Raw genomic sequence first — 20,786 nt, 5'->3', positions numbered from 1 at the left:
GGCTTCGTGAGAGGTATCCCTCATGCGATTTGCGCAACAGAGCCGGCGCGGCGCATCATGGCCGCATCAGCAAGGTGGGGCGCAGCCACGCGCGAGCAATGCTGGTCGAGGCGGCCTGGGCCGCGGCGAAGGCGCCGGGGCCGCTGTATGCCTTCTTCGTCAGGATCCGGGCGAGGCGCGGGCATCAGGTCGCGGCGGTCGCGCTGGCGCGCAAGCTGACGGTGCTTTGCTGGCATCTGCTCACGAAGGAGCAGGATTATCTCTGGGCGCGCCCGGCGCTGGTCGCCAAGAAGGCGCGCGACATGGAACTGCAAGCTGGGCTGCCGCAGAAGAAAGGCAACCGACGCGGCCCGGCCTACGCCTACAACGTGAAGGAACTGCGGGCGCAGGAGGCCGACCTGGCGCGGCAGGCCGAGAGAACCTACGAGCAGTTCGTGGCGCGCTGGAAGACGCGACCCCCCAAGGCACCGGCAAGCCCGCCGAACCCTGTCCCACGATCAGAGTAACGTCGCCTCTATCGTCCGCTGAAGGTCGGCAGACGAAAGCGATACACCGGCCGCGCGCTGCGCTACGCCGGAGGCTTCGCGCGCGGCCTTCGCGTGGCTCTGACGGGTGCGCAGGCGCCTCAACTCGGCAAGGCATCCTTGGGCGGCCCGACGACCCTTGCAGCCGATGCGTCGCGCTTCGCCACGAGGTCGCCTGCGCAAGGCAACGATAACAGGAAAGCTCGGATTCGGCTTGTCGATCTCATCCGTGCTGTGCAGCTTGGTGCGGTGCTGGGCAGGGAAGGTCATGTAGGCCAGCACGTCCTCCTCCGCTGTGTCCATGAGCGTAGCCAGCTTCGGCAGCTTGGGCCGCATCTGGTCTGCCACCAGCCGCCACTGGGTCTTGGCCGCGGCATGGTCGGGCTGCGCAAAGGCGGTGGCGATGAAGGCCGAGACCACCCTGCGGCTGCTCTTGCCGGCATGGGCCAGGGCATTGCGCTGGAAATGAACCCGGCAACGCTGCCAGGTGGTGGACAGCACCCGCGCCGTGGCCGCCTTGATGCCTTCATGCGCATCGCTGATCACCAGCTTCACGCCGGAGAGGCCGCGGCGCACGAGATCGCGCAGAAACTCCGTCCAGAACGGCTCGGCTTCGGAAGCCCCGATCGCCATGCCCAGAACTTCGCGCCGGCCGTCGGTGTTAACGCCCACTGCGATCGTCACGGCGACGGACAAGATCCGGCCGCCCTGGCGCACCTTGAGGTAAGTCGCATCGATCCAGAGGTAGGGCCATTCGCCCTCGATCGGGCGGGTGAGGAAAGCATCGACCCGCTCGTCGATTTCCTCGCAGAGCCGGCTGACCTGGCTTTTCGAGATGCCGGTGCCGCCCATGGCCTGCACAAGGTCATCCATCGACCGCGTCGACACGCCATGCACATAGGCCTCCTAGATCACGGCTGTTAGCGCCTTCTCCACCGATCGCCGCGGCTCGAGAAAGGACGGGAAATAGGAGCCAGCGCGCAAGCGCGGGATGCGAAGTTCGACACTGCCGGCCCGGGTCTGCCAGTCGCGATCACGATAGCCGTTGCGCTGCGCCAGCCGTTCGCTGCTCTTCTCGCCATAGTCGGCGCCGGTCTTGGCGCCGACCTCCAGCTCCATCAACCGCTCGGCGGCGAAGCCGATCATCTCGCGCAGCAGATCGGTATCGCCGCTCTTCTCCACAAGCGCGCGGAGGTCCATCATGGGTTTGGTCATCGGGTCTATCCCTCGGTTCAGGTTGGTTGTCGCAACCCGACCCTACCGAGAAACCCGATGGCCACCGATACCTACACCACGCCCCGGGACGTCACCGCGCGCCGCCCCAGGACACCGGCGCGGATATCCTGGCAGAGCTGCAGCTTGAACGGTGTCGAATGCCGACGGCAGGGGCCTCGTGACGTCATGAGCCTTCTCCGATCAAGGCCCGGTCAGCGTATCAGTTTTTCGGGCTCATGTGGTCCAGCCCGGGGGGTTCACTCCATACCCGGGTCAGTTCCGGGTGAAAATCAACAGTCATGGGCTTCGGATGTCCGCAAGGCTCTGTATCTGCGAGGCCGCGCGGCTTCCTTGAGGCCTCCCTCTGAATACGTCAGGATTGTGCTACCACTTGACTCGTTCCATCATAGGTTGTGCCGACATGACGAAAATCCGACACCTTGGGGCCATCGCAGTTGCGGCCATTGCCGTATTTTGCGCTACCCCGGCAGCTGCCGACGGATTCTTTCTGCAATCCGACATCGGAAGCGACACCCAAGGTGGCGTGGTGAACGTCCAGCGGGGGAACCTGAGCTTTGGGGCCAATTTCACTCGGTATGAGGGATGTTGATTTCCACCCGGAACTGACCCGGGTTTTCCATCAAGAAGTGACCCACCTTCAGGTTATGTTTCGGGGGTCAGGCTTGGGTCAAGGCATGGCCGGCCTCCTTCGTTTTCCTGACCGCTGCGCCCGATCGGCTCTCATTCTACATACAAACTGCAAGATCTGCGGATCGAGTATCCTTGGCACCCGCTGTTCGGCCGCGTCCTGCGCGCCCGTGATGGTGGTCATCGGCACGGTTCGGATTCGATCCTGGTAGAAGAACGACCCGGATTCTTCCGGACCTTGCCGCCCTGGATGTGCGATCCCGCCTACTGTGCGCGGCTGGACAGCGGACCGCCCGTTGTCGCGCTTGAAGCCTTGGAAGCGCTCGCCCGAACCTTGGATCTGATGCGTCGTGCCGAGGTTGCGTCATCCTCTGGAGCACCGATTCCAGAGGAGGATACGCATGCCTTGCCGACCCCGATCCCGTTCGCAGCCAACGCAGCTCTGCCTGGCACTGGACGACAGCCGGAACCGTCCTCCGGCGGCACCATCGACACCCGCAATTCTGGAAGCACTGGCCGAGTTGCTGCTGACGGCCGCAGAGAAGATATCGGAGGGCTCGCAAAATGATGCATGTAAAGATCACCGCTGAGCACCTCGCTCGCAGTGCGATCGTCTATGTCCGGCAATCGACGATGAGCCAGGTCCTGGTAGCGTCCACGCTGGTGGTGTAATTTCGGGGAGCAATGCGGGTGGACTTTGCGGTGAAGATTTCGCCGTCGGTTTCGCCCTGCATCGGGTGGTCACCGGGCCCGTCGGATAAGGTGGAGTTGATGGACTTCAACCTGACCGAAAGGGAACCCCCGATGACCGACGACAGACTACCGCTGGCCGAACTTGCTGCGAAGAGCGGCGATCCCGATTTCCTGCGCCTCATTGCCGAGAACGTGCTGCAGCTGATCATGGAGGCCGATGTCGACGGCCTGATCGGCGCTGGCCGCTACGAGCGCGGCGAGACCCGCCAGACCTGGCGCAACGGCTATCGCGAGCGCTCGCTCGACACCCGGCTTGGCACGCTGAACCTGAAGATCCCGAAGATGCGCTCCGGGGCCTATTTTCCTGGCTTCCTGGAGCCGCGGAAGACGGTCGAGAAGGCGCTGGTCGCCGTCATCCAGGAGGCGTGGATCAATGGCGTCTCGACGCGCAAGGTCGATGATCTGGTGCAGGCCATGGGCATGACCGGTATCTCGAAATCGTCTGTCTCCAAGCTGTGCAAGGACATCGACGAGCGGGTGAATGCCTTCCTCGGGCGTCCTCTCGCCGGCGACTGGCCCTATCTGTGGCTCGACGCTACCTACCTGAAGGTGCGCGAGGGTGGGCGCATCGTCTCGGTGGCGGCGATAATCGCAGTGGCCGTCAGCACGGACGGAAAGCGCGAGATCGTCGGGCTGCATATCGGCCCGTCCGAGGCCGAGCCGTTCTGGACCAGCTTTCTGCGCGATCTGGTGCGTCGTGGGCTGACCGGTGTGAAGCTGGTCATCTCCGATGCCCACGAAGGGCTGAAGGCCGCCATCACCCGCGTGCTCGGCGCAACCTGGCAAAGATGCCGGGTTCACGCCATGCGCAACGCGCTCGCCTACGTTCCCAAGGGCCAGCACACCATGGTCGCGGCCGCGATCCGGCAGGCCTTCATCCAGCCCGATCACGACAACGCGGTGCAGACATGGCGCCATGTCGCCGATCAGCTCCGCGCCAGATGGCCGAAGCTGGGAACCTTCATGGACGACGCCGAAGCCGACGTGCTCGCCTACATGGCCTTCCCGGCGCAGCATCGCACCAAGCTGCACAGCACGAACCCACTGGAGCGGCTGAACAAGGAAGTGAAGCGCCGCGCCGATGTCGTCGGCATCTTCCCCAACGAGGACAGCATCGTCCGCCTGATCGGAGCCGTCCTCCTCGAAGCCAACGACGAGTGGCAGCTTCAGCACCGATACATGCAGGTCGAGGCCATGGCCGACCTGAGCCCGCCAGCAAGCGAGGAGGAAAAACCGCTTCAGATTACACCGAGAGCCGCCTGATCATGACGGCCCGGAACCATACCCAAAATTACACCACGTTGACGGACGCTACCCAGGTCCTTGGCAATCTGGAGAGCCAAAAGCGGCAATACCAGATGGCCGAAGCTGCCCGCGACACAGGCTTCGCGGAGGTCCGGGTGATCGACGAAGATCTGGGGCGCTCCGGTTCCGGTCAGATCGCGCGGCCGGGCTTCCAGCGCCTGGTTGCGGAAGTGTGTGCCGGGACGGTGGGCGCGGTCTATTGCATCGAGGCTTCGCGCCTCGCCCGCAATGGCCGCGACTGGCATCACCTGATCGATCTGTGCGCCCTGACGGGAGCCTTGGTGGTCGACCCGGAGGGGGTCTACGATCCCCGCCTGATGAACGATCGGCTGCTGCTCGGGCTCAAGGGAACGATGTCGGAATACGAACTGAGCCTCCTTCGCCAGCGTGGGCTGGCAGCCCGAGACGCGAAGGCGAGACGGGGCGAGCTGCGCTTCACCCTGCCGCCGGGCTTCTGCTGGAGTGAGGACGACAGGATCGAGATGGATCCCGATGAGCGGGTCCAGCAGGCCATCCGCCTGATCTTCGCCAAGTTCCGCGAGCTTGGCAGCGGGCGGCAGGTGTTCCTGTGGCTGCGTGCGGCGGATCTCCATCTGCCGGTGGTGCTGCGTAACGGCGCCTTGCGGAAGATTGCATGGCGCAAGCCCGCCTATCACAGCGTGATGCAAGTTCTGCACAGCCCGATCTATGCTGGCGCTTATGCCTTCGGGCGGACCGGGAACCGGACAGGGGTGGTGGATGGGCAAGCGCGCAAGACCAGCGGTCACCACCGGGCGCTCGAGGACTGGAGCGTGCTGATCAAGGACAACCACGAGGGATATCTCGACTGGCGCGCCTACGAGGAGAACTGCCGCATGCTGGAAGAGAACGCGCATATGCAAAAACGCACGGCCCGCAAATCGGGACGTGGCGGACAGGCGCTGTTGTCGGGCATGGCCCGGTTGCGCGCTGCGGCAGGATGATGCGGGTGTTCTACAAGACGGGGACGGACCTGTCGCACCGTTATCAGTGCCGCGGCGATGACGGACATGTCGGGGCCGGTCTGTGCATCGGTGCCGGCGGGGGAAGTATTGATGCGCTCGTCGCGAGTCAGCTTCTCGAGGCCGTCTCCGGACAGGCCGTGCAGGCCGCCCTTCTGGCGGAGCAGCAGGTCGCCCGGGCGCAGGAGACCGTCCGGCTTGCGGTCGAGAAGGAACTCGATGAGGCCCGATATGCGGCGGAACTGGCGGAGCGGCGCTACGAGCACGTCGATCCCGCCAAACGGCATGTCGCCCGAACCCTGGAGGCGCGCTGGAACGCGGCGTTGGAGCGGGTGGCGGCGGTAGAGCACAAGCTGGCGGCACTCGGCGCGGAGATCCGGGCGAAGCCCGGGGTCAATCCCGCCGTTCTCATGCGGCTCGCCACGGATTTGCCGTCCGTCTGGAACGCGGCGGGAACCGATGCCCGCGCGAGACAACGTCTGGTCAGGCTGCTGATCGAGGAGGTCGTGATCGATATCGACGCAGAGGAGAACGAGTTCATTCTGCTCATCCATTGGATCGGCGGACGCCACACCGAGGTCAGGCTGGCCCGGCGCAAGACAGGGCGGTTCCCGCCAGGCCGCACGCTCACGGCCCCGGAGGTCCTCCGCAAACTTGCCGGACACTGGCCTGACAGGGAACTGGCAGTCACTCTCAACCGGATGCGCTGCCGCACCGAGGATGGGGAGACATGGACAACCGTTCGTGTCGCGGAATTGCGCGACAGGCTCGCGATCCCTCCCTATGATCCTGATGCAGAGGTCCCGAAGACCTTGAGCGTCGACGCTGCTGCCAAGCGGCTCGGCGTGTGCGTCGCTTCGGTTCACAAGCTGATCCGGTCGCAAACTCTGCCCGCAACCCAGATCATGTATTCCGCCCCGTGGAAAATACCGGTCGACGCGCTGGAGACCGAGGCGGTGCGGATAGAACTGCAGGAGATTGCCGCGCGTCGTCCACGGCAAGCGCTTGATAATGTTGCAAACAGGTCCATGAATCTGCCGGGATTCTAACAAACGAGGTGCATTATGAAACGTGATCGCCTGAGCTTGCCTTGAAGCGGAAGCTGTCGTTTCCGGTCTCCAGGATGTGGCAGCGGTGGGTGAGGCGATCGAGCAGCGCGGTGGTCATCTTGGCGTCGGCGAAGACCGAGGCCCATTCGCTGAAGCCGAGGTTGGTCGTGATAACGACGCTGGTGCGCTCATAGAGCTTGCTCAGGAGATGGAAGAGCAGGGCACCGCCCGAGGCGCTGAACGGCAAGTAGCCCAGCTCGTCCAGGATCACGAGATCGAGCCGAGTCAGGCTTTCAGCGATCTGTCCGGCCTTGCCCTTGGCCTTTTCCTGCTTGAGGGCGTTGACCAGTTCGATGGTGGAGAAGAACCGGACCTTCCGGCGATGGTGTTCGATGGCCTGGATGCCCAGGGCGGTCGCGACATGGGTCTTTCCGGTGCCCGGGCCGCCGATCAGCACGACGTTCTGGGCGCCATCGATGAAGTCACCGCGATGCAGTTGCCGCACCGTGGCCTCGTTGATCTCGCTGGCAGCGAAGTCAAAGCCCGAGAGATCCTTGTAGGCCGGGAAGCGCGCGGCCTTCATGTGATAGGCAATGGAGCGCACTTCGCGTTCCGCCAGTTCGGCCTTCAGCAGCTGGGACAGGATCGGCACGGCCGCCTCGAATGCCGGCGCCCCCTGTTCGATCAGGTCGGCGACGGCCTGGGCCATCCCGTGCATCTTCAGGCTGCGGAGCATGATGACGATGGCAGCACTGGCGGGATCATGACGCATGGCGGTCTCCGATCTGCGCCCGCAGATCGTCATAGCGTTCGACGTTCGCCTTTGGCTCGTGGCGCAGGGCCAGCGCCTGCGGAGTAACGATGCAAGGACCCCCGCTGGTCTTGCCATCGATCAGCCTGTGCAGGAGACTCAACACATGGGTCTTGGTCGCAACGCCCTCGGCCAAAGCCATTTCCACCGCAACCAGCACGGCCTGCTCATCGTGGTGCAGGACCAGTGCCACGATATCGACCATCTCGCGATCGCCACCGGGACGTCGCAGCATGCGGTCCTGCAACTGTCAAAAGGCCGGGGGCAGTTCCGCGAAGGGCGCACCGTTCCTGAGGGCCCCGGGCTTGCGCTGGATGACAGCCAGATAATGCCGCCAGTCATAGATCGTGCGCGACGGCAGGTGATGGGAGCGCTGGATCACCCGCTCATGTTCGCACAGGATCTGTCCCTCGGCGGCAACCATCAGCCGATCCGGGTAGACTCTCAGGCTGACGGGCCGGTTGGCGAAGGACGCTGGCACGCTGTAGCGATTGCGTTCGAAGCTGATCAGGCAGGTGGGTGAGACACGCTTGCTCCGCTCGACAAAGCCGTCGAAGGCAGGCGGCAGCGGCATCAGCGCAGTTTGCTCCTCGGCCCAGGCGTCGGCGACGGTTCCGGGCAGAACCCCGTGCGGGATTCCACGCCACAACTCCAGACACCGCTGTTCCAGCCATGCGTTCAGCGCCGCCAGGTCAGGAAAGTTCGGCATCGGCTGCCACAAACGAGGCCGGGCATCCTGAACGTTCTTCTCGACCTGTCCCTTCTCCCATCCCGCGGCAGGATTGCAGAACTCCGGCTCGAAGACATAGTGGTTGGTCATGGCGAGGAAGCGGATGTTGACCTGCCGTTCCTTGCCGCGACCGACGCGGTCAACCGCCGTCTTCATGTTGTCATAGATGCCGCGGCCCGGCACGCCGCCGAAGACGCGGAACCCGTGCCAGTGGGCGTCGAACAGCATCTCGTGGGTTTGCGAGCCGGATAGGCCCAAACCAGGAAGGCCCGGCTGTGTGCCAGCTTGATATGGGCGACCTGAAGCTTCGTGCGCTCGCCCCCCAGAGCCGCGTAGTCCTCGCTCCAATCGAACTGGAACGCCTCGCCCGGCCGAAAGGCCAACGGGACGAAGGTGCCGCGGCCCGTCGTCTGCTGCTCGCGCTGCCGGTCCATCCGCCATTGCCGGGCGAAGGCCGCGACCCGGCCGTAGGAGCCGGTGAAGCCGAGCGCCACGAGGTCGGCATGGAGTTGCTTCAGCGTTCGGCGCTGCTTGCGTGACTTGCCGGCTTCCGTCTTCAGCCACGCCGCCAGCTTCTCGGCAAACGGATCAAGCTTGCTCGGCCGCTCCGGGGTCGCGAACCTTGGCTCGATGGTGCCAGCGTTCAGATACTTCCTGATGGTGTTGCGCGACAGACCGGTCCGCCGTGCGATCTCCCGGATCGGCAGCTTCTCCCGCAACGCCATGCGTCGGATGATGTTCAAAAGTCCCATGTGGATCACTCCATTACCCCCGCCGCGCTCCGCTTTGGGGAAGGTTCACATGGGTCAGTTCTCAGTGGAAATTACGCGCCTACCCGGGTCAGTTCCGAGTGGAAATCAACAGCCGTTTCACCGAAGCCCAGATCATGGGCGTGCTGCGCCAGGCCGAGGGCGGGCTGGCTGTGCCTGAGCTGTGCCGCGAGCATGGAATCAGCAGCGCGACGTTTTACAAGTGGCGCGCCAGGTATGGCGGCATGGATGCGTCCATGATGGGCCAGATGAAGGCCCTTGAGGACGAGAACCGGCGGCTGAAGCGCATGTTTGCGGACCTCAGCATGCAGGCCGATCTGCTTCGCGAGGCGCTTGGAAAAAAGTGACGCGGCCAGCTCAGCGCCGGGAGTTGGCCGAGAAGGCGGTGGCGACGAAGGCGGCCAGCATCGCGCTGGCCTGTCGGGCGTTCGGCGTGAGCGAGACCTGTTTCCGCTACAGCCCGAAGCGCGTCGAAGAGAACGAGTTGATCGCCGACCTGCTGGTCGGGCTGACCAGGGCGCACAAGACCTGGGGGTTCGGCCTGTGCTTCCTGCACCTGCGCAACGTCAAAGGACATGTTTGGAACCATAAGCGGGTCCACCGGATCTACTGCGAGTTGGAACTGAACCTGCGCATCAAGCCGCGACGACGGCTGAAGCGGGAGAAGCCCGAAGAACTGGCCGTGCCGGAAACGCCGAACACCACCTAGTCCATGGACTTCATGGCCGACCGGCTGGTTGACGGGCGGCAGTTCCGTCTCTTGAACGTGCTGGACGACTTCAACCGCGAGGGTCTGGGCATCGAGGTCGACTTCTCGTTGCCCGCCGAACGGGTCGTTCGGTCCCTGAACCAGATCATCGAATGGCGCGGAAAGCCCCTGTCCATCAGGGTGGACAACGGCCCGGAATATGTGAGTTCCACGCTGACGACCTGGGCCGGGAAGCCGGGCATTGCCCTGACCTACATCCAGCCCGGAAAGCCCCAGCAGAACGCCTATGTCGAGCGCTACAACCGCACCGTTCGGCACGAGTGGCTGGACCTCTACATCTTTGAAACCATCGAGGAGGTGCAGGACATCGCCACCGAGTGGCTGTGGACTTACAACAACGAACGCCGGAACATGGGCATCGGCGGGGTCACCCCTGCCCAGAAACTGAAGATGGCCGCGTGAATTCTACGGCCGCACCCCGTTAAAACGGGGAAGATTACCCCAGCGCCTGACGCAGGGGCAGGTTCTCGAACGGGGCCGCGAACAGGTCCGGCTGCCGCCACTGCGCCGCCGCATTCTTGCCCTTCAGCCGCTTCGCCGCGTTGGCCAGGATCGGCGCCGGGTCCACAGGCTCATGCACGTGGAGCGAGCCGGTATCGACCTCGACGCTCGTCCGCTCCGCCTTGCCTGTCCAGTTCAGATATACGGTGCCTGCAGCCGCTTCAGCTCCTGCAGCGCGTCCCGCATCCGCTCGGTATCACTGCTGGCCAGCGCCTCGTCGATCAGCCTCTCGATCCCCGCCCGCGCGCTGTTGAAGTTCAGGACCGCGTCGAGACGCGGGTGATAGGCCCGGACCGTTTTCTCGCTATCCGGATCGAGGCCGGCATGGTCCATCCCGACCTCGGGGTTGTTCACCCGCGTCTCGCCATGGCGATAGCTCAGCACCTGAACAGGCCCATCTGCCTTGCGGGGTGTGGTTCGGCTCGTGATCACCCTTCGTTGCGGCACTGGCGACTCTTCGGTCGGTAGCAGGTCGAAGCCGCCCACCTCGTCTTCGAGGTCATCGTCCTTGTCCGGATTAGGGATCAGGAAGATTGATCCGCCGCGACCTCTGCCGCGGACGAGCAGCCCGGCACCGACGAAAATGTCCCGCGCGGCAAGGTAGTCGTCGTCTGTCATGTTCGGCACCCGCGCGCGCATTCGGGCCATCATGGCGGCGTTGCCGATGGCGGAACCGTCTTCCGGTGCAAGAGAAAGGATCAGGTCGGCCAGGATGTCGGACATCGAAAAACCGGGATGCCAAATACGTGTGCCCGAAGGCTATCGTCGCCGCTGGCACATTGTACCCCTTGGATATGCCAATCAGACATAGCCGTGACATGAAAAGCCGACTCGGGTCTTTGCCGCTCCTGCGAGGGGCGCAACTGCGGGCTGTCTGCGTGTTCCGACCGCGCGAAGGCGGATGGCCTTATTTTGACTGCGAAATGGCCATGCAAACCTCGAAATGGCCAGGAATTGGCTGTTCCAACACAAGAGCAGCGATCAACAGCTACTGGCAGCGCGAGTGACCGCAGCTTGGGCAGGTCATGCATCCCTCGATCATCCGCATCCCCGGCGTCCCGCAGGCAGGGCAGGAAGGGCCGATCGAGGTCGCGCCGCTCGCATGGGGGTCCGCCTTTAGTCCTGTCCCTTCCCCCGGCAAAAAGCCGATGGCGACCATGTGCCGCTCGATCACGCCGCCGATCGCGGCCAGGATCGAGGGAACGTAGCGGCCTTCCATCCAGGCGCCGCCGCGGGGGTCGAAGACGGCCTTCAACTCCTCGACCACGAAGCTCACGTCCCCGCCGCGGCGGAAGACGGCCGAGATCATCCGCGTCAGCGCCACGGTCCAGGCATAATGCTCCATGTTCTTGGAATTGATGAAGACCTCGAAAGGCCGCCTGCGCCCGCCGTCCTCGATATCGTTGACGGTGATGTAGATGGCGTGCTCGCTGCCGGGGAACTTGAGCTTGTAGGTCGCGCCCCCCAACGCCACCGGGCGGTCCATCGGCTTGTCCAGCAACTCGGGCGCCGAGGGCTTCTCCACCGACAGGACCGAGCCCGTAACCTCGTTCGGGCGATAGGTGGTGCAGCCCTTGCAGCCCTGATCCCAGGCCGCAAGATAGACGTCCTTGAAGGCGTCGAAGGAAATGTCTTCGGGGCAGTTGATCGTCTTGGAAATCGAGCTGTCCACCCAGTCCTGCGCCGCCGCCTGCATGGCGACATGGTCCAGCGGCGACAGCGTCTGGGCGTCCACGAACCAGTCGGGGAAGGGCGCGTCGCCCATGCGGTCGCGCCACAGCCGGGCGGCGTAATCCACGACCTCCTCCTCGGTGCGGGTGCCGTCCTTCTGCAAGACCTTGCGGGTATAGCTGTGGGCGAAGACCGGCTCGATCCCCGAACTGACGTTGCCGGCGTAGAGGCTGATCGTGCCGGTGGGGGCCACGCTGGTCAGCAGGGCGTTGCGGATGCCGTGGGCGCGGACGGCCTCGCGCACGTCCTCGTCCATCTTCTGCATGAATCCCGAGGACAGGTAGGCATCGGCATCGAACAGCGGGAAGACGCCCTTTTCCTTGGCCAGACCCACGCTCGCCAGATAGGCCGCCCGTGCGATGCGGTGCATCCAGTGGCGGGTGGCCTCGGCTGCCTCGGGCGCACCATAGCGCAGGCCGACCATCATCAGCGCGTCGGCAAGGCCCGTCACGCCCAGACCGATGCGGCGCTTGGCCTGCGCCTCGGCCGCCTGCTGCGGCAGCGGGAAGCGCGAGGCGTCCACGACGTTGTCCATCATCCGCACGGCCGTTGTGACCAACTCATCCAGAGTATCGAGATCCAGCGCGGCCTCGGGCCCGAAGGGGTCCTGCACCAGCCGCGCGAGGTTGATCGAGCCCAGCAGGCAGGCGCCATAGGGCGGCAGAGGCTGTTCGCCGCAAGGGTTTGTGGCAGAGATTTCTTCGACATAGACGAGGTTATTCATACGGTTTATCCGGTCGATGAAGATCACGCCCGGCTCGGCATAGTCATAGGTGGCGCGCATGATCCCGTCCCACAGATCGCGAGCGCGTATAGTCCTGAACACCCGGCCGCCGAAGACCAGCGGCCAGTCGGCATCGGCCTCTCGCGCTGCCATAAAGGCGTCCGTCACCAGCACCGACAGGTTGAACATCCGCAGTCTGGCGGCGTCCTGCTTGGCGGCGATAAAGTCCTCGATGTCGGGATGGTCGCAGCGCATCGTCGCCATCATCGCGCCCCGGCGCGAGCCTGCGGACATGATCGTGCGGCACATGGCGTCCCAGACATCCATGAAGCTCAGCGGCCCCGAGGCGTCGGCGGCTACCCCTTTTACCTCGGCCCCCTTCGGGCGGATGGTCGAGAAGTCGTAGCCGATTCCGCCGCCCTGCTGCATGGTCAACGCGGCTTCCTTGAGCCCGTCGAAGATGCCCGCCATGCTGTCGGGGATCGTGCCCATGACGAAGCAGTTGAACAGCGTGACCGACCGCCCCGTCCCCGCGCCCGAGATGATCCGGCCCGCGGGCAGGAAGCGGAAATCCTCGAGCGCGGCGTAGAAGCGGCCCTCCCATGCTGCCGGGTCTGCCTCGACCGAGGCGAGGTCGCGGGCCACGCGCCGCCATGTGTCCTCGACCGTGGCATCCAGCGGCGTGCCGTCGGCTGCGCGCAGGCGGTATTTCATGTCCCAGATCTGTTCGGCGATGGGGGCGGCGAAACGGTTCATCCGGGAAACCTGCGTTGGTGAAAGCGACTTCCCTCATGCACCCGGGCCGCGCCGACGGCAAGTTTCGGCGCAGCCTGACGCGTCCGCACGATCTTCATTCTTGTATAAAGCCGACAAAATCAATCAGTTTCAACTTGCCTGATTCTCATGGAGTCCCAAGATGACCCGAGCCCTTCCCCTTTCCCTTGCCGCCGTACTGCTGTCCGGCGTCGCGGCGATGGCCTCTGTCCCCGGCGAAGACCACGGCGATGGAACCAATGCGGCGGGCGTCGCCGCGCCGATCAACCTTGCCGAGCCGCGCCAAACCCCGGCGGCCGCGATGACCTATGAAATCTTCGAGGCGACCGTCGAGCATGGCGATATGCCGGAATGTCCCGCCGCGATGGCGCAGGAGGGGCGGTTCTGCCGCGTGGTGCTGCAGAACGACATGCTGCATGTTTTTGCCTTCGCCGAGGACGGCGACCAGCCGATGGTGGCCGTGGCCGAATACCCGCTGGACGCCGTCACCTTTCCGCAGTGAGGGTCAAGCGTCCTTCCTGTGCGCCTCGCGCAGGGCGCGGCGGTTGATCTTGCCGGTAGGGGTGCGCGGCAGCGCCTCGACCCGGATGAACTCGCGGGGCTGCTTGTAGCGGGCGAGGCCAGCCTCGCCGGCGGCGCGCATCGCCTCGGGCGTGGCCGGGCCGGTCCAGAAGGCGGCGATGATGGATGCGCCAGGAACCGGCAGTTCGGTCACGGCGACGTCCCCCGCGCCGGGGACCGGGACCAGCACGTCCTCGACCTCGGCCGGGGCCACGCGGAAGCCGCCCGCGTTCATCATGTCGTCGGCCCGGCCCAGGGTAGAGATCGCGCCATCCTCGGCCTGCACCGCCAGGTCGCCGGTCAGGAACCAGTCGCCCTGAAACCTTTCGGCGGTTTCCTCGGGCTGGCCGAGGTAGCCTAGGAACAGCCCCGGGTCGGTGCGATGGACGGCCAGGATGCCGGACTGACCGGGGGGCAGGGGCTCGCCGTCATCCGACAGGATCGCCACGCGGCGGCCGGGCTGCGGATAGCCCGCCGAGCCTTCCGGCGCGTGGTGCGCGGGCGAGCCCGAAAGGAAGGTCGAGCATTCCGACATTCCCATCGCCTCGTGCAGGTCGGTGCCGGTGCGGTCCTTCCACGCTCGGCGCAGTTCGGGGTCGAGCCTTTCGCCCGCCGTCAGCCCGTGGCGCAGGTCGGGCAGGGGTGCCCAGTCGGCGCGCAGCATCCGCCGGAAGACTCCGGGCGCGGCGGCGATCAGGGTGGCGCCGTGGCGGCGAGCGATCAGCGGGATCTGCTCGATGGCGGTGCCCTCGGCCGGGATCAGGGCGGTGGCGCCGGCGGTCCAGGGGTCCATCAGCCCGGTGCCCAGCGTGAAGGTCCAGTTGAAGGCGCCCGCGTGCAGCAGCCGGTCCGAGGGCTGCAGCCCATACCAGCCCTCGAACATCAGCCGCCGGGCAAGGATCGCGCGATGGGCGTGCATGACGGCGCGGGGATTGCCCGAGGTGCCCGAGGTATAGACGATGTAGGCTAACCGGTCGGCGTCGCCGCGGTCGAAATCCGCAGAGGGCAGGGCGGTCATGGCGGCAAGCTGATCGGCGGGCAGGACATTGGTCGTCCCTTCCGGCAGGGCGATGCCATCGCCTGCAATGACCAACGCGGGCTGGATGTCGGCGGCCATCTTCGTGACCTCGCGCCCCGTCAGCATGGCCGAGGTCGGCACCGGGATCAGCCCCGCCGCAATGCAGGCAAGATAGGCGACAGGGAAGGCGGGCTCATTTCCGATCCGCAGCAGCACGCGGTCGCCGGGCCTGAGGCCCCGGTCCAGCAACCCTGTCGCTGCGCCAAGCACTGCCGCCCGCAGGCGGGCATGGGACCAGCGGTCGGCCCCTGTGGCCGAGACCACCGCAAGCGCCAGCTTGTCGGGCGCCTCCAGTCCCGCCGCAAGCACATGTTCGGCCAGGTTGAAGTCCTGCGGCTTGCCGTCCTGCATGATGCGCCATCCCAACTTGTGACGCTGGAGGGGATGCGACGGAGGGACCAGAAATGCAAGACGGCCCGCGTTTCCGCAGGCCGCTATCACGCTTTCGGGGCAAAGCCCGGAGGAATCAGAGCAGGCGCAGATCCGATGCCGATGCGCGGCCGTCGCGGCCCGACTGCAGCTCGTACTCGATCTTCTGGTTGTCGTTGAGGCCCGTCAGACCTGCACGCTCAACCGCGGAAATATGGACAAACACGTCCTTGCCGCCATCATCGGGCGCGATGAAGCCAAAACCCTTGGTGGCGTTGAACCATTTAACGGTGCCGGTCGCCATGACCTTCTCTCCTTCAGTCTCCCGATGGCGAGATTGCCGATCGGGGTCGTGCAGCCCTTTCGCAGTCCGGCTGCCCCGTGAAGGGACGCGGTAGAAAGTCATGCTCACGCGGAAACAGGATGAACAAATCACCTGCGAACGCAAGCACAGAATCGTGTTCGCATTGACGCAGGGTCACGGGCGCGTGATCTCAATAGCTTGCACGCAACATCAGTCACGCAGGTCGGGCGGAGTGGCCTCGATACGCAGGGATTCCAATGCGGAATCAAGGAGTGCTGATTCGGAACCCTGTCTGTCGAGGCGGCGGATCGAGACGCTGCGCTCTGCCACCTCCTTCATCCCGACGGCGATGATGACGGGCACCTTCTTCAGCGAGTGTTCACGGACCTTGTAGTTGATCTTCTCGTTGCGAGTATCGGCCTCGGCCCGCAGGCCGGCGGATTTCAGCGCCTCGACCACCTCGCGCACATAGTCGTCGGCGTCCGACACGATGGAGGCCACCACCACCTGCCGGGGCGCAAGCCACAGAGGCAGCTTGCCCGCGTAGTTCTCGATCAGCATTCCGATGAAGCGCTCGAAGCTGCCCAGCACGGCGCGGTGCAGCATGATGGGGCGGTGCTTCTGCCCGTCCTCGCCGACATATTCCGCATCCAGCCGTTCCGGCAGGTTCGGGTCCACCTGCAGCGTACCGCATTGCCAGTCGCGGCCGATGGCGTCGGTCAGCACGAATTCCAGCTTGGGGCCGTAGAAGGCGCCTTCGCCCGGAAAGATTTCGTAGCCGTGGCCCGCCGCCGTCACCGCATTGGCAAGCGCGGCTTCCGCATGGTCCCAGCTTTCGTCCGAGCCGATGCGCTTTTCGGGCCGGGTGGACAGCTTGATGCGCCACTGGTCGAAGCCGAGATCGGCATAGACGCGCGACAGGAACTCGATGAAGCGGCGGGATTCGAGTTCGATCTGCGCCACGGTGCAGAAGATATGCGCGTCGTCCTGGGTGAAGCCGCGCACGCGCATGATGCCGTGCAGCGCGCCAGAGGGCTCGTAGCGGTTGCAGGACCCGAACTCGGCCATGCGCAGGGGCAGGTCGCGGTAGGATTTCAGGCCGACGTTGAACACCTGAACGTGGCAGGGGCAGTTCATCGGCTTCAGCGCGTTGATGGTCTTCTCGCGGGCGTGGTCCTCGTCCACCTCGACGATGAACATGTTTTCCTTGTAGTTTTCCCAGTGGCCGGATTCTTCCCACAGCTTGCGGTTCACGACCTGCGGGGTGTTCACCTCGACATAGCCGCCCTTCCGCTGCTGGCGGCGCATGTAGTCCTGCAGCGCGACATAGATGTTCCAGCCGTTCGGATGCCAGAAGACCTGGCCCGGCGCTTCCTCCTGCATGTGGAACAGGTCCATCTCTCGTCCCAGCTTGCGGTGGTCGCGCTTGGCGGCCTCCTCCAGCATGGTCATGTGGGCCTTGAGTTCGTCGCGGTTGCGGAAGGCCACGCCGTAGATGCGCTGCAGCATCGGGCGTGTGTTGTCGCCCAGCCAGTAAGCACCGGCGACATGGGTCAGTTTGAAGGCGTCGGCGGGAAGCTGGCCGGTATGCTGCAGATGCGGGCCGCGGCAGAGGTCCTGCCAGTCGCCGTGCCAATACATCCGCAGGTCCTGACCTTCGGGGATGCGGTGGATCAGCTCGACCTTGAAGGGCTCTCCGGCCGCTTCGTAATGGGCGATGGCGCGGGCGCGGTCCCAGACCTCGGTGCGGACGGGATCGCGGGCGGCGATGATCTGCTTCATCTTCGCCTCGATGGCGCCGAGGTCGTCGGGGGTGAAGGGTTCCTCGCGGTCGAAGTCGTAGAACCAGCCGTAGTCGCGGACCGGGCCGATGGTGACCTTCACGTCGGGCCAGAGCTCCTGCACCGCGCGGGCCATGACATGGGCGAGGTCATGGCGGATCAGTTCCAGCGCGGGGGCTGCGTCCTTCATGGTGTTGATGGCGATGGAGCCGCCTTGGGTCAGCGGCCAGGCGAGGTCGATGTGTCGGCCGTAGAAGCTGGCGCTGATCGCGTTCTTCGCAAGGCTGGGCGCGATGGATGCGGCGACCTCGGCCGCGGTGGTGCCGGCGGGATAGTCGCGGATGCTGCCATCGGGGAAGGTGAGAGAAATCTGGGACATCGCGTCCTCCCAATCGGTTCGGCGCCCACGGAACGCCCGGTTGCGGGTTATGTGGGGGCCCGTGTGGCGCGGGCAGGGGGCCGTGTCAATGCGGGCCTTGGTGGCGCCGCCGGTCCGGGGGCTTCACGCCCCCGGGCCCCCGTGGGATATTTCTACAAAGAAGAAAGAAGGAGTGGCGCCATGTTTCACCGGACAGCATCGGGGCGGCGGCTGGCCTATGAGCGGCTTGAGGGGCAGGGACCGGGCGTCGTGTTCCTGCACGGGTTCAAGTCGGACATGGGCGGGACCAAGGCGGTCGATCTGGAGGCGTGGTGCCGGGCTCAGGGCCGCGCCATGCTGCGCTTCGACCTGTCGGGGCACGGGAGCAGCGAGGGACGCGTCGAGGAGTTCGGCGTTGGCGACTGGCTGAAGGATGCGCGGGACGTGATCGACGCGCTGGCACCGGGGCGGCAGGTGCTGGTGGGGTCGTCGCTGGGCGGGTGGCTGGCGCTGCTGCTGGCGCGCGAGCGGCCGGAACGCTGGGCGGGGCTGGTGACGATCGCCGCCGCGCCGGATTTCACGGCGCGGATGCAGGCGGAGTTCACCGATGCGGACCACGAGGCTCTGGTGCGCGAGGGGCGGATCACCCGGCCGAGTGAATATGGCGAGGATTACGTCTTCTCGCGGCGGCTGTTCGATCAGGGGGCGGAGAACAGCGTCTTCGGGCAGCCGCTGGCGCTGCCGATGCCGGTGCGCTTCCTGCAGGGGACGGCGGATGCCGATGTGCCGATAGAGGATGCGCTGCGGCTGTTGTCCCATGCCGAGGGGCCGGATATCCGGCTGATGCTGGTGAAGGACGCGGACCATCGTTTCAGCGGGCCGGGCGAGTTGCGGATGATCCGCGAGGCGGTGACGGAACTGGCGGGCTGAACGCAAGCGACCGGCCGCGAGGGCCGGGCGCAGCATCGTGAAGGGGTCAGAAGCTGACCTGGAAATGATCGCCCATGTCGGGCTTGGCGCCGGTGATCTTGGACTTGGCGATCTCGTAGAAGAAGCCGATGCGGCCGGCGGTGGTCCAGACCTCGGCCTCGGACATGGTGAACTTCAGAAGGCGCACGTCCGGGTCGCGCTCGCCGCCCTCGAACCAGCTTGAGGCGACCGCGTTCCAGACCTCGTCGAGCTTGGCCGCGTCGTTCGACCGTTCCAGCCGCCCTTCGATGCGGGCGTAAAGCTGGCCGTCGCCGTCCCCCACCGCATGGACGGCCTTTTTCGCGCCATCTTCCACGGCCTCGACCAGGTCGGTGCCGTCGGCGGTGATGAACCACAGTGTCGCGGTTTCCGGTTCCGGGTAGTGGGACATCGGCACCAGACGCCAGTCGGGCTCGGCCCCCAGCATCCCGGCGTTGATGCCTTCGAGGCGCTTCCAGAAGGTGTCGCGGTTGTCGGTCATGTATCCTCCTTTGCGCCCCGGATGGGCGCGGACAGTCGCAGGGCCAACACCCGCCGCACGGCTGAGGTTCCGCAAAGGGAAAGGCCCCGCGCGCGGGTGCGGCGGGGCCTTTGGACTTGCAAGGGAGGAGCGGTCAGACGGCGATGCGGCTGTCGCGTTCCTCGGGACCGGGGGTGCGGGTGTCGCCGGGGCCGGTCATGCCACGCAGGCGCTTGATCCGGTTCTTGTCGGGGGTCATGCCGTTCTCGTCCATGAAGTCCAGCACCATCGGGCGGATGTTGATCCGCCAGCTCTTGCCCGCGAAGATGCCATAGTGACCCGCGCCGGGTTCGAGATGCTGGGCCTTCTTGTTGTCGGGAACGCCGGTGCAGAGCCTGATCGCGGCGACGCACTGGCCAGGGCCCGAGATATCATCGTTCGCGCCCTCGACGGTCATGATCGCCACATCCCTGATCTTGCCGATGTCCACCTGCCGTCCTTTGACGACGAAACGGTTCTGGGCGATCTCGAGATTCTTGAAGATGCGTTCGACCGTGGTCAGGTAGAACTCGGCCGTCATGTCCATCACGGCGAGATATTCGTCGTAGAACTTGTTGTGCTTGTCGCTGATCGAGCCTTCGCCCCGCGCCTCGGCGATGATCTTGTCGCGGAAGGCGGCGGCATGGGTTTCGGCGTTCATGGCGATGAACGAGCCGAGCTGCGCGAGGCCGGGATAGACCATGCGGCCGACGCCCCGATACTTGAAGCCGACCTGCTGGATGAAGGCATGTTCAAGCTGGCCCATCGTCACCCGGTTGCCGAAGTCGGTGACATCGGTCAGCGCCGCGTCGGGATCGACGGGGCCGCCGATCAGGGTCAGGGTGCGGGGTTGGGCAGCCGGTTCGTCCTCGGCCAGGATCGCGGTCGCGGCCAGCGCCAGCGGCGCTGGCTGGCAAACCGCGACGACATGAAGATCCGGTCCGAGATGCTTCATGAAATCGACAAGATAGCCGGTATAATCCTCGATATCGAACTTGCCCTCGCTGACCGGGATGTCGCGCGCGTTCTGCCAGTCGGTCACCCAGACGTCGCAATCGGGCAGCAGCGAGTTGACGGTCGAACGCAGAAGGGTCGCGTAATGTCCCGACATGGGCGCAACCAGCAGGACGCGGCGGGCCATCGGTTCGCGCCGGGCCACGCGGAATTGCACAAGGTTGCCGAAGGGGCGGCGCACCACCGGCTCGACATAGACCAGATGGTCCTGGCCCTCGGTGCCGGCGATCGGCGGGATGTCCCAATCGGGCTTGATCACCATCCGGGCAAAGCTGCGTTCCGTCACCCGGCCCCAAGCGCTGAGCACCTTGAACATCGGAGTGGGGATCATGGCGAACAGGGGATAGGAGGCCATGGCCCGCGCGGATGCGCCCATCCACTCGTTGGTGTTGCGAAGCGTTTCCATGGCGTCGTAGGACAACATGCCGCGCATACCCTTGTAGACCATGGACCGTTACTCCTTCAAAGTTGTGGTGCGTAATGCCTGCTTTACGGCTTACGTCAAGCAAGTCTTAATGCGAATCGTGCTGATGAGGACCCATTGCCATGGCAATTAAACGAGAGGACGT

General features: G+C 65.1%; 15 protein-coding genes and 3 pseudogenes. 7 read left to right on the top strand and 11 right to left on the bottom strand.

Annotated elements, in window-relative coordinates:
- The first annotated feature begins 29 nt into the window (after positions 1 to 29).
- A complete protein-coding gene (locus tag JGR78_RS05675) occupies positions 30 to 506 on the top strand; it encodes a transposase (protein WP_370576477.1) in 477 nt (158 codons plus the stop codon).
- Positions 507 to 731: 225 nt separating this feature from the next.
- Here the strand turns inward: JGR78_RS05675 and JGR78_RS05670 are convergent.
- A pseudogene (locus tag JGR78_RS05670) lies at positions 732 to 1,739 on the bottom strand (IS256 family transposase); the annotation flags it as partial.
- Positions 1,740 to 3,191: 1,452 nt separating this feature from the next.
- Between JGR78_RS05670 and JGR78_RS05665 the strand changes: the two are divergent.
- Genes JGR78_RS05665 through JGR78_RS05655 form a run of 3 tightly spaced genes read left to right on the top strand, consistent with a single transcriptional unit; the run spans position 3,192 to position 6,474 of the window.
- Positions 3,192 to 4,403, top strand: a complete 1,212-nt coding sequence (locus tag JGR78_RS05665; protein ID WP_182805499.1) for an IS256 family transposase — start codon at positions 3,192 to 3,194, stop codon at positions 4,401 to 4,403.
- Positions 4,404 to 4,405: 2 nt separating this feature from the next.
- Positions 4,406 to 5,407 (top strand): recombinase family protein, encoded by a 1,002-nt coding sequence (locus JGR78_RS05660; protein ID WP_200559458.1) that lies wholly within the window; start codon positions 4,406 to 4,408, stop codon positions 5,405 to 5,407.
- A 5-nt stretch (positions 5,408 to 5,412) separates the two neighbouring features.
- On the top strand, positions 5,413 to 6,474 hold the full coding sequence (locus JGR78_RS05655; protein ID WP_200559456.1) for a helix-turn-helix domain-containing protein: 1,062 nt from the start codon (positions 5,413 to 5,415) through the stop codon (positions 6,472 to 6,474).
- Between the two features lie 13 nt (positions 6,475 to 6,487).
- Here JGR78_RS05655 and istB read toward each other — a convergent pair whose 3' ends face one another.
- Both istB and istA read right to left on the bottom strand, forming a co-directional pair.
- On the bottom strand, positions 6,488 to 7,246 hold the full coding sequence (istB, locus tag JGR78_RS05650) for an IS21-like element helper ATPase IstB (RefSeq protein ID WP_182805474.1): 759 nt from the start codon (positions 7,244 to 7,246) through the stop codon (positions 6,488 to 6,490).
- Positions 7,236 to 8,767: pseudogene (gene istA / locus JGR78_RS05645) on the bottom strand (IS21 family transposase). The gene istB and the pseudogene istA overlap by 11 nt, the downstream one beginning before the upstream one ends.
- Positions 8,768 to 8,901: 134 nt before the next feature.
- Between istA and JGR78_RS05640 the strand changes: the two are divergent.
- Positions 8,902 to 9,956: pseudogene (locus JGR78_RS05640) on the top strand (IS3 family transposase).
- Positions 9,957 to 9,990: 34 nt separating this feature from the next.
- Here the strand turns inward: JGR78_RS05640 and JGR78_RS05635 are convergent.
- From JGR78_RS05635 to JGR78_RS05625, 3 genes are all read right to left on the bottom strand, one after another.
- Positions 9,991 to 10,134, bottom strand: coding sequence for a hypothetical protein (locus JGR78_RS05635; protein WP_200559455.1), 144 nt, complete (start codon positions 10,132 to 10,134; stop codon positions 9,991 to 9,993).
- A gap of 56 nt (positions 10,135 to 10,190) precedes the next feature.
- Positions 10,191 to 10,778: a hypothetical protein gene (locus tag JGR78_RS05630; RefSeq protein ID WP_200559453.1), complete on the bottom strand. Its 588-nt coding sequence runs from the start codon at positions 10,776 to 10,778 to the stop codon at positions 10,191 to 10,193.
- Between the two features lie 265 nt (positions 10,779 to 11,043).
- Positions 11,044 to 13,266, bottom strand: coding sequence for an adenosylcobalamin-dependent ribonucleoside-diphosphate reductase (locus JGR78_RS05625; protein ID WP_182805476.1), 2,223 nt, complete (start codon positions 13,264 to 13,266; stop codon positions 11,044 to 11,046).
- A 160-nt stretch (positions 13,267 to 13,426) separates the two neighbouring features.
- Here JGR78_RS05625 and JGR78_RS05620 point away from each other — a divergent pair, with 160 nt between their 5' ends.
- Positions 13,427 to 13,786 carry a hypothetical protein gene (locus JGR78_RS05620; RefSeq protein WP_182805478.1) on the top strand — a complete coding sequence of 120 codons (360 nt, stop codon included), beginning with the start codon at positions 13,427 to 13,429 and terminating at the stop codon, positions 13,784 to 13,786.
- Positions 13,787 to 13,789: 3 nt separating this feature from the next.
- Here JGR78_RS05620 and JGR78_RS05615 read toward each other — a convergent pair whose 3' ends face one another.
- The 3 genes from JGR78_RS05615 to thrS form a co-directional block, all read right to left on the bottom strand.
- A complete protein-coding gene (locus JGR78_RS05615; protein ID WP_182805480.1) occupies positions 13,790 to 15,274 on the bottom strand; it encodes a class I adenylate-forming enzyme family protein in 1,485 nt (494 codons plus the stop codon).
- Positions 15,275 to 15,389: 115 nt separating this feature from the next.
- Complete coding sequence (locus tag JGR78_RS05610) at positions 15,390 to 15,596, bottom strand: cold-shock protein (RefSeq protein ID WP_182793395.1); 207 nt, start codon at positions 15,594 to 15,596, stop codon at positions 15,390 to 15,392.
- A gap of 210 nt (positions 15,597 to 15,806) precedes the next feature.
- The gene (thrS, locus tag JGR78_RS05605) at positions 15,807 to 17,756 is read right to left on the bottom strand and encodes a threonine--tRNA ligase (protein WP_182805482.1); all 1,950 of its coding nucleotides are present in this window, start codon (positions 17,754 to 17,756) and stop codon (positions 15,807 to 15,809) included.
- 180 nt (positions 17,757 to 17,936) lie between these two features.
- Here thrS and JGR78_RS05600 point away from each other — a divergent pair, with 180 nt between their 5' ends.
- Positions 17,937 to 18,665 carry an alpha/beta fold hydrolase gene (locus JGR78_RS05600; RefSeq protein ID WP_182805484.1) on the top strand — a complete coding sequence of 243 codons (729 nt, stop codon included), beginning with the start codon at positions 17,937 to 17,939 and terminating at the stop codon, positions 18,663 to 18,665.
- Positions 18,666 to 18,711: 46 nt separating this feature from the next.
- Here the strand turns inward: JGR78_RS05600 and JGR78_RS05595 are convergent, their stop codons facing one another.
- The gene (locus JGR78_RS05595) at positions 18,712 to 19,185 is read right to left on the bottom strand and encodes a pyridoxamine 5'-phosphate oxidase family protein (protein WP_182805486.1); all 474 of its coding nucleotides are present in this window, start codon (positions 19,183 to 19,185) and stop codon (positions 18,712 to 18,714) included.
- Positions 19,186 to 19,318: 133 nt separating this feature from the next.
- Positions 19,319 to 20,650, bottom strand: coding sequence for a polyhydroxyalkanoate depolymerase (phaZ, locus tag JGR78_RS05590; protein WP_182805501.1), 1,332 nt, complete (start codon positions 20,648 to 20,650; stop codon positions 19,319 to 19,321).
- Between the last annotated feature and the right edge of the window lie 136 nt (positions 20,651 to 20,786).

Origin of the sequence: Paracoccus sp. MC1862, assembly GCF_016617715.1 — a bacterium.
Classification (GTDB): domain Bacteria; phylum Pseudomonadota; class Alphaproteobacteria; order Rhodobacterales; family Rhodobacteraceae; genus Paracoccus.
This window is presented reverse-complemented; position numbering and strand designations above follow the sequence as displayed.

Coding starts and splice junctions, on each gene's coding strand:
- JGR78_RS05665 (WP_182805499.1), top strand. CDS start 3,192: ATGACCGACGACAGACTACCGCTGGCCGAACTTGCTGCGAAGAGCGGC.
- JGR78_RS05660 (WP_200559458.1), top strand. CDS start 4,406: ATGACGGCCCGGAACCATACCCAAAATTACACCACGTTGACGGACGCT.
- istB (WP_182805474.1), bottom strand. CDS start 7,246: ATGCGTCATGATCCCGCCAGTGCTGCCATCGTCATCATGCTCCGCAGC.
- JGR78_RS05630 (WP_200559453.1), bottom strand. CDS start 10,778: ATGTCCGACATCCTGGCCGACCTGATCCTTTCTCTTGCACCGGAAGAC.
- JGR78_RS05625 (WP_182805476.1), bottom strand. CDS start 13,266: ATGAACCGTTTCGCCGCCCCCATCGCCGAACAGATCTGGGACATGAAA.
- JGR78_RS05620 (WP_182805478.1), top strand. CDS start 13,427: ATGACCCGAGCCCTTCCCCTTTCCCTTGCCGCCGTACTGCTGTCCGGC.
- JGR78_RS05615 (WP_182805480.1), bottom strand. CDS start 15,274: ATGCAGGACGGCAAGCCGCAGGACTTCAACCTGGCCGAACATGTGCTT.
- JGR78_RS05610 (WP_182793395.1), bottom strand. CDS start 15,596: ATGGCGACCGGCACCGTTAAATGGTTCAACGCCACCAAGGGTTTTGGC.
- thrS (WP_182805482.1), bottom strand. CDS start 17,756: ATGTCCCAGATTTCTCTCACCTTCCCCGATGGCAGCATCCGCGACTAT.
- JGR78_RS05600 (WP_182805484.1), top strand. CDS start 17,937: ATGTTTCACCGGACAGCATCGGGGCGGCGGCTGGCCTATGAGCGGCTT.
- JGR78_RS05595 (WP_182805486.1), bottom strand. CDS start 19,185: ATGACCGACAACCGCGACACCTTCTGGAAGCGCCTCGAAGGCATCAAC.
- phaZ (WP_182805501.1), bottom strand. CDS start 20,650: ATGCGCGGCATGTTGTCCTACGACGCCATGGAAACGCTTCGCAACACC.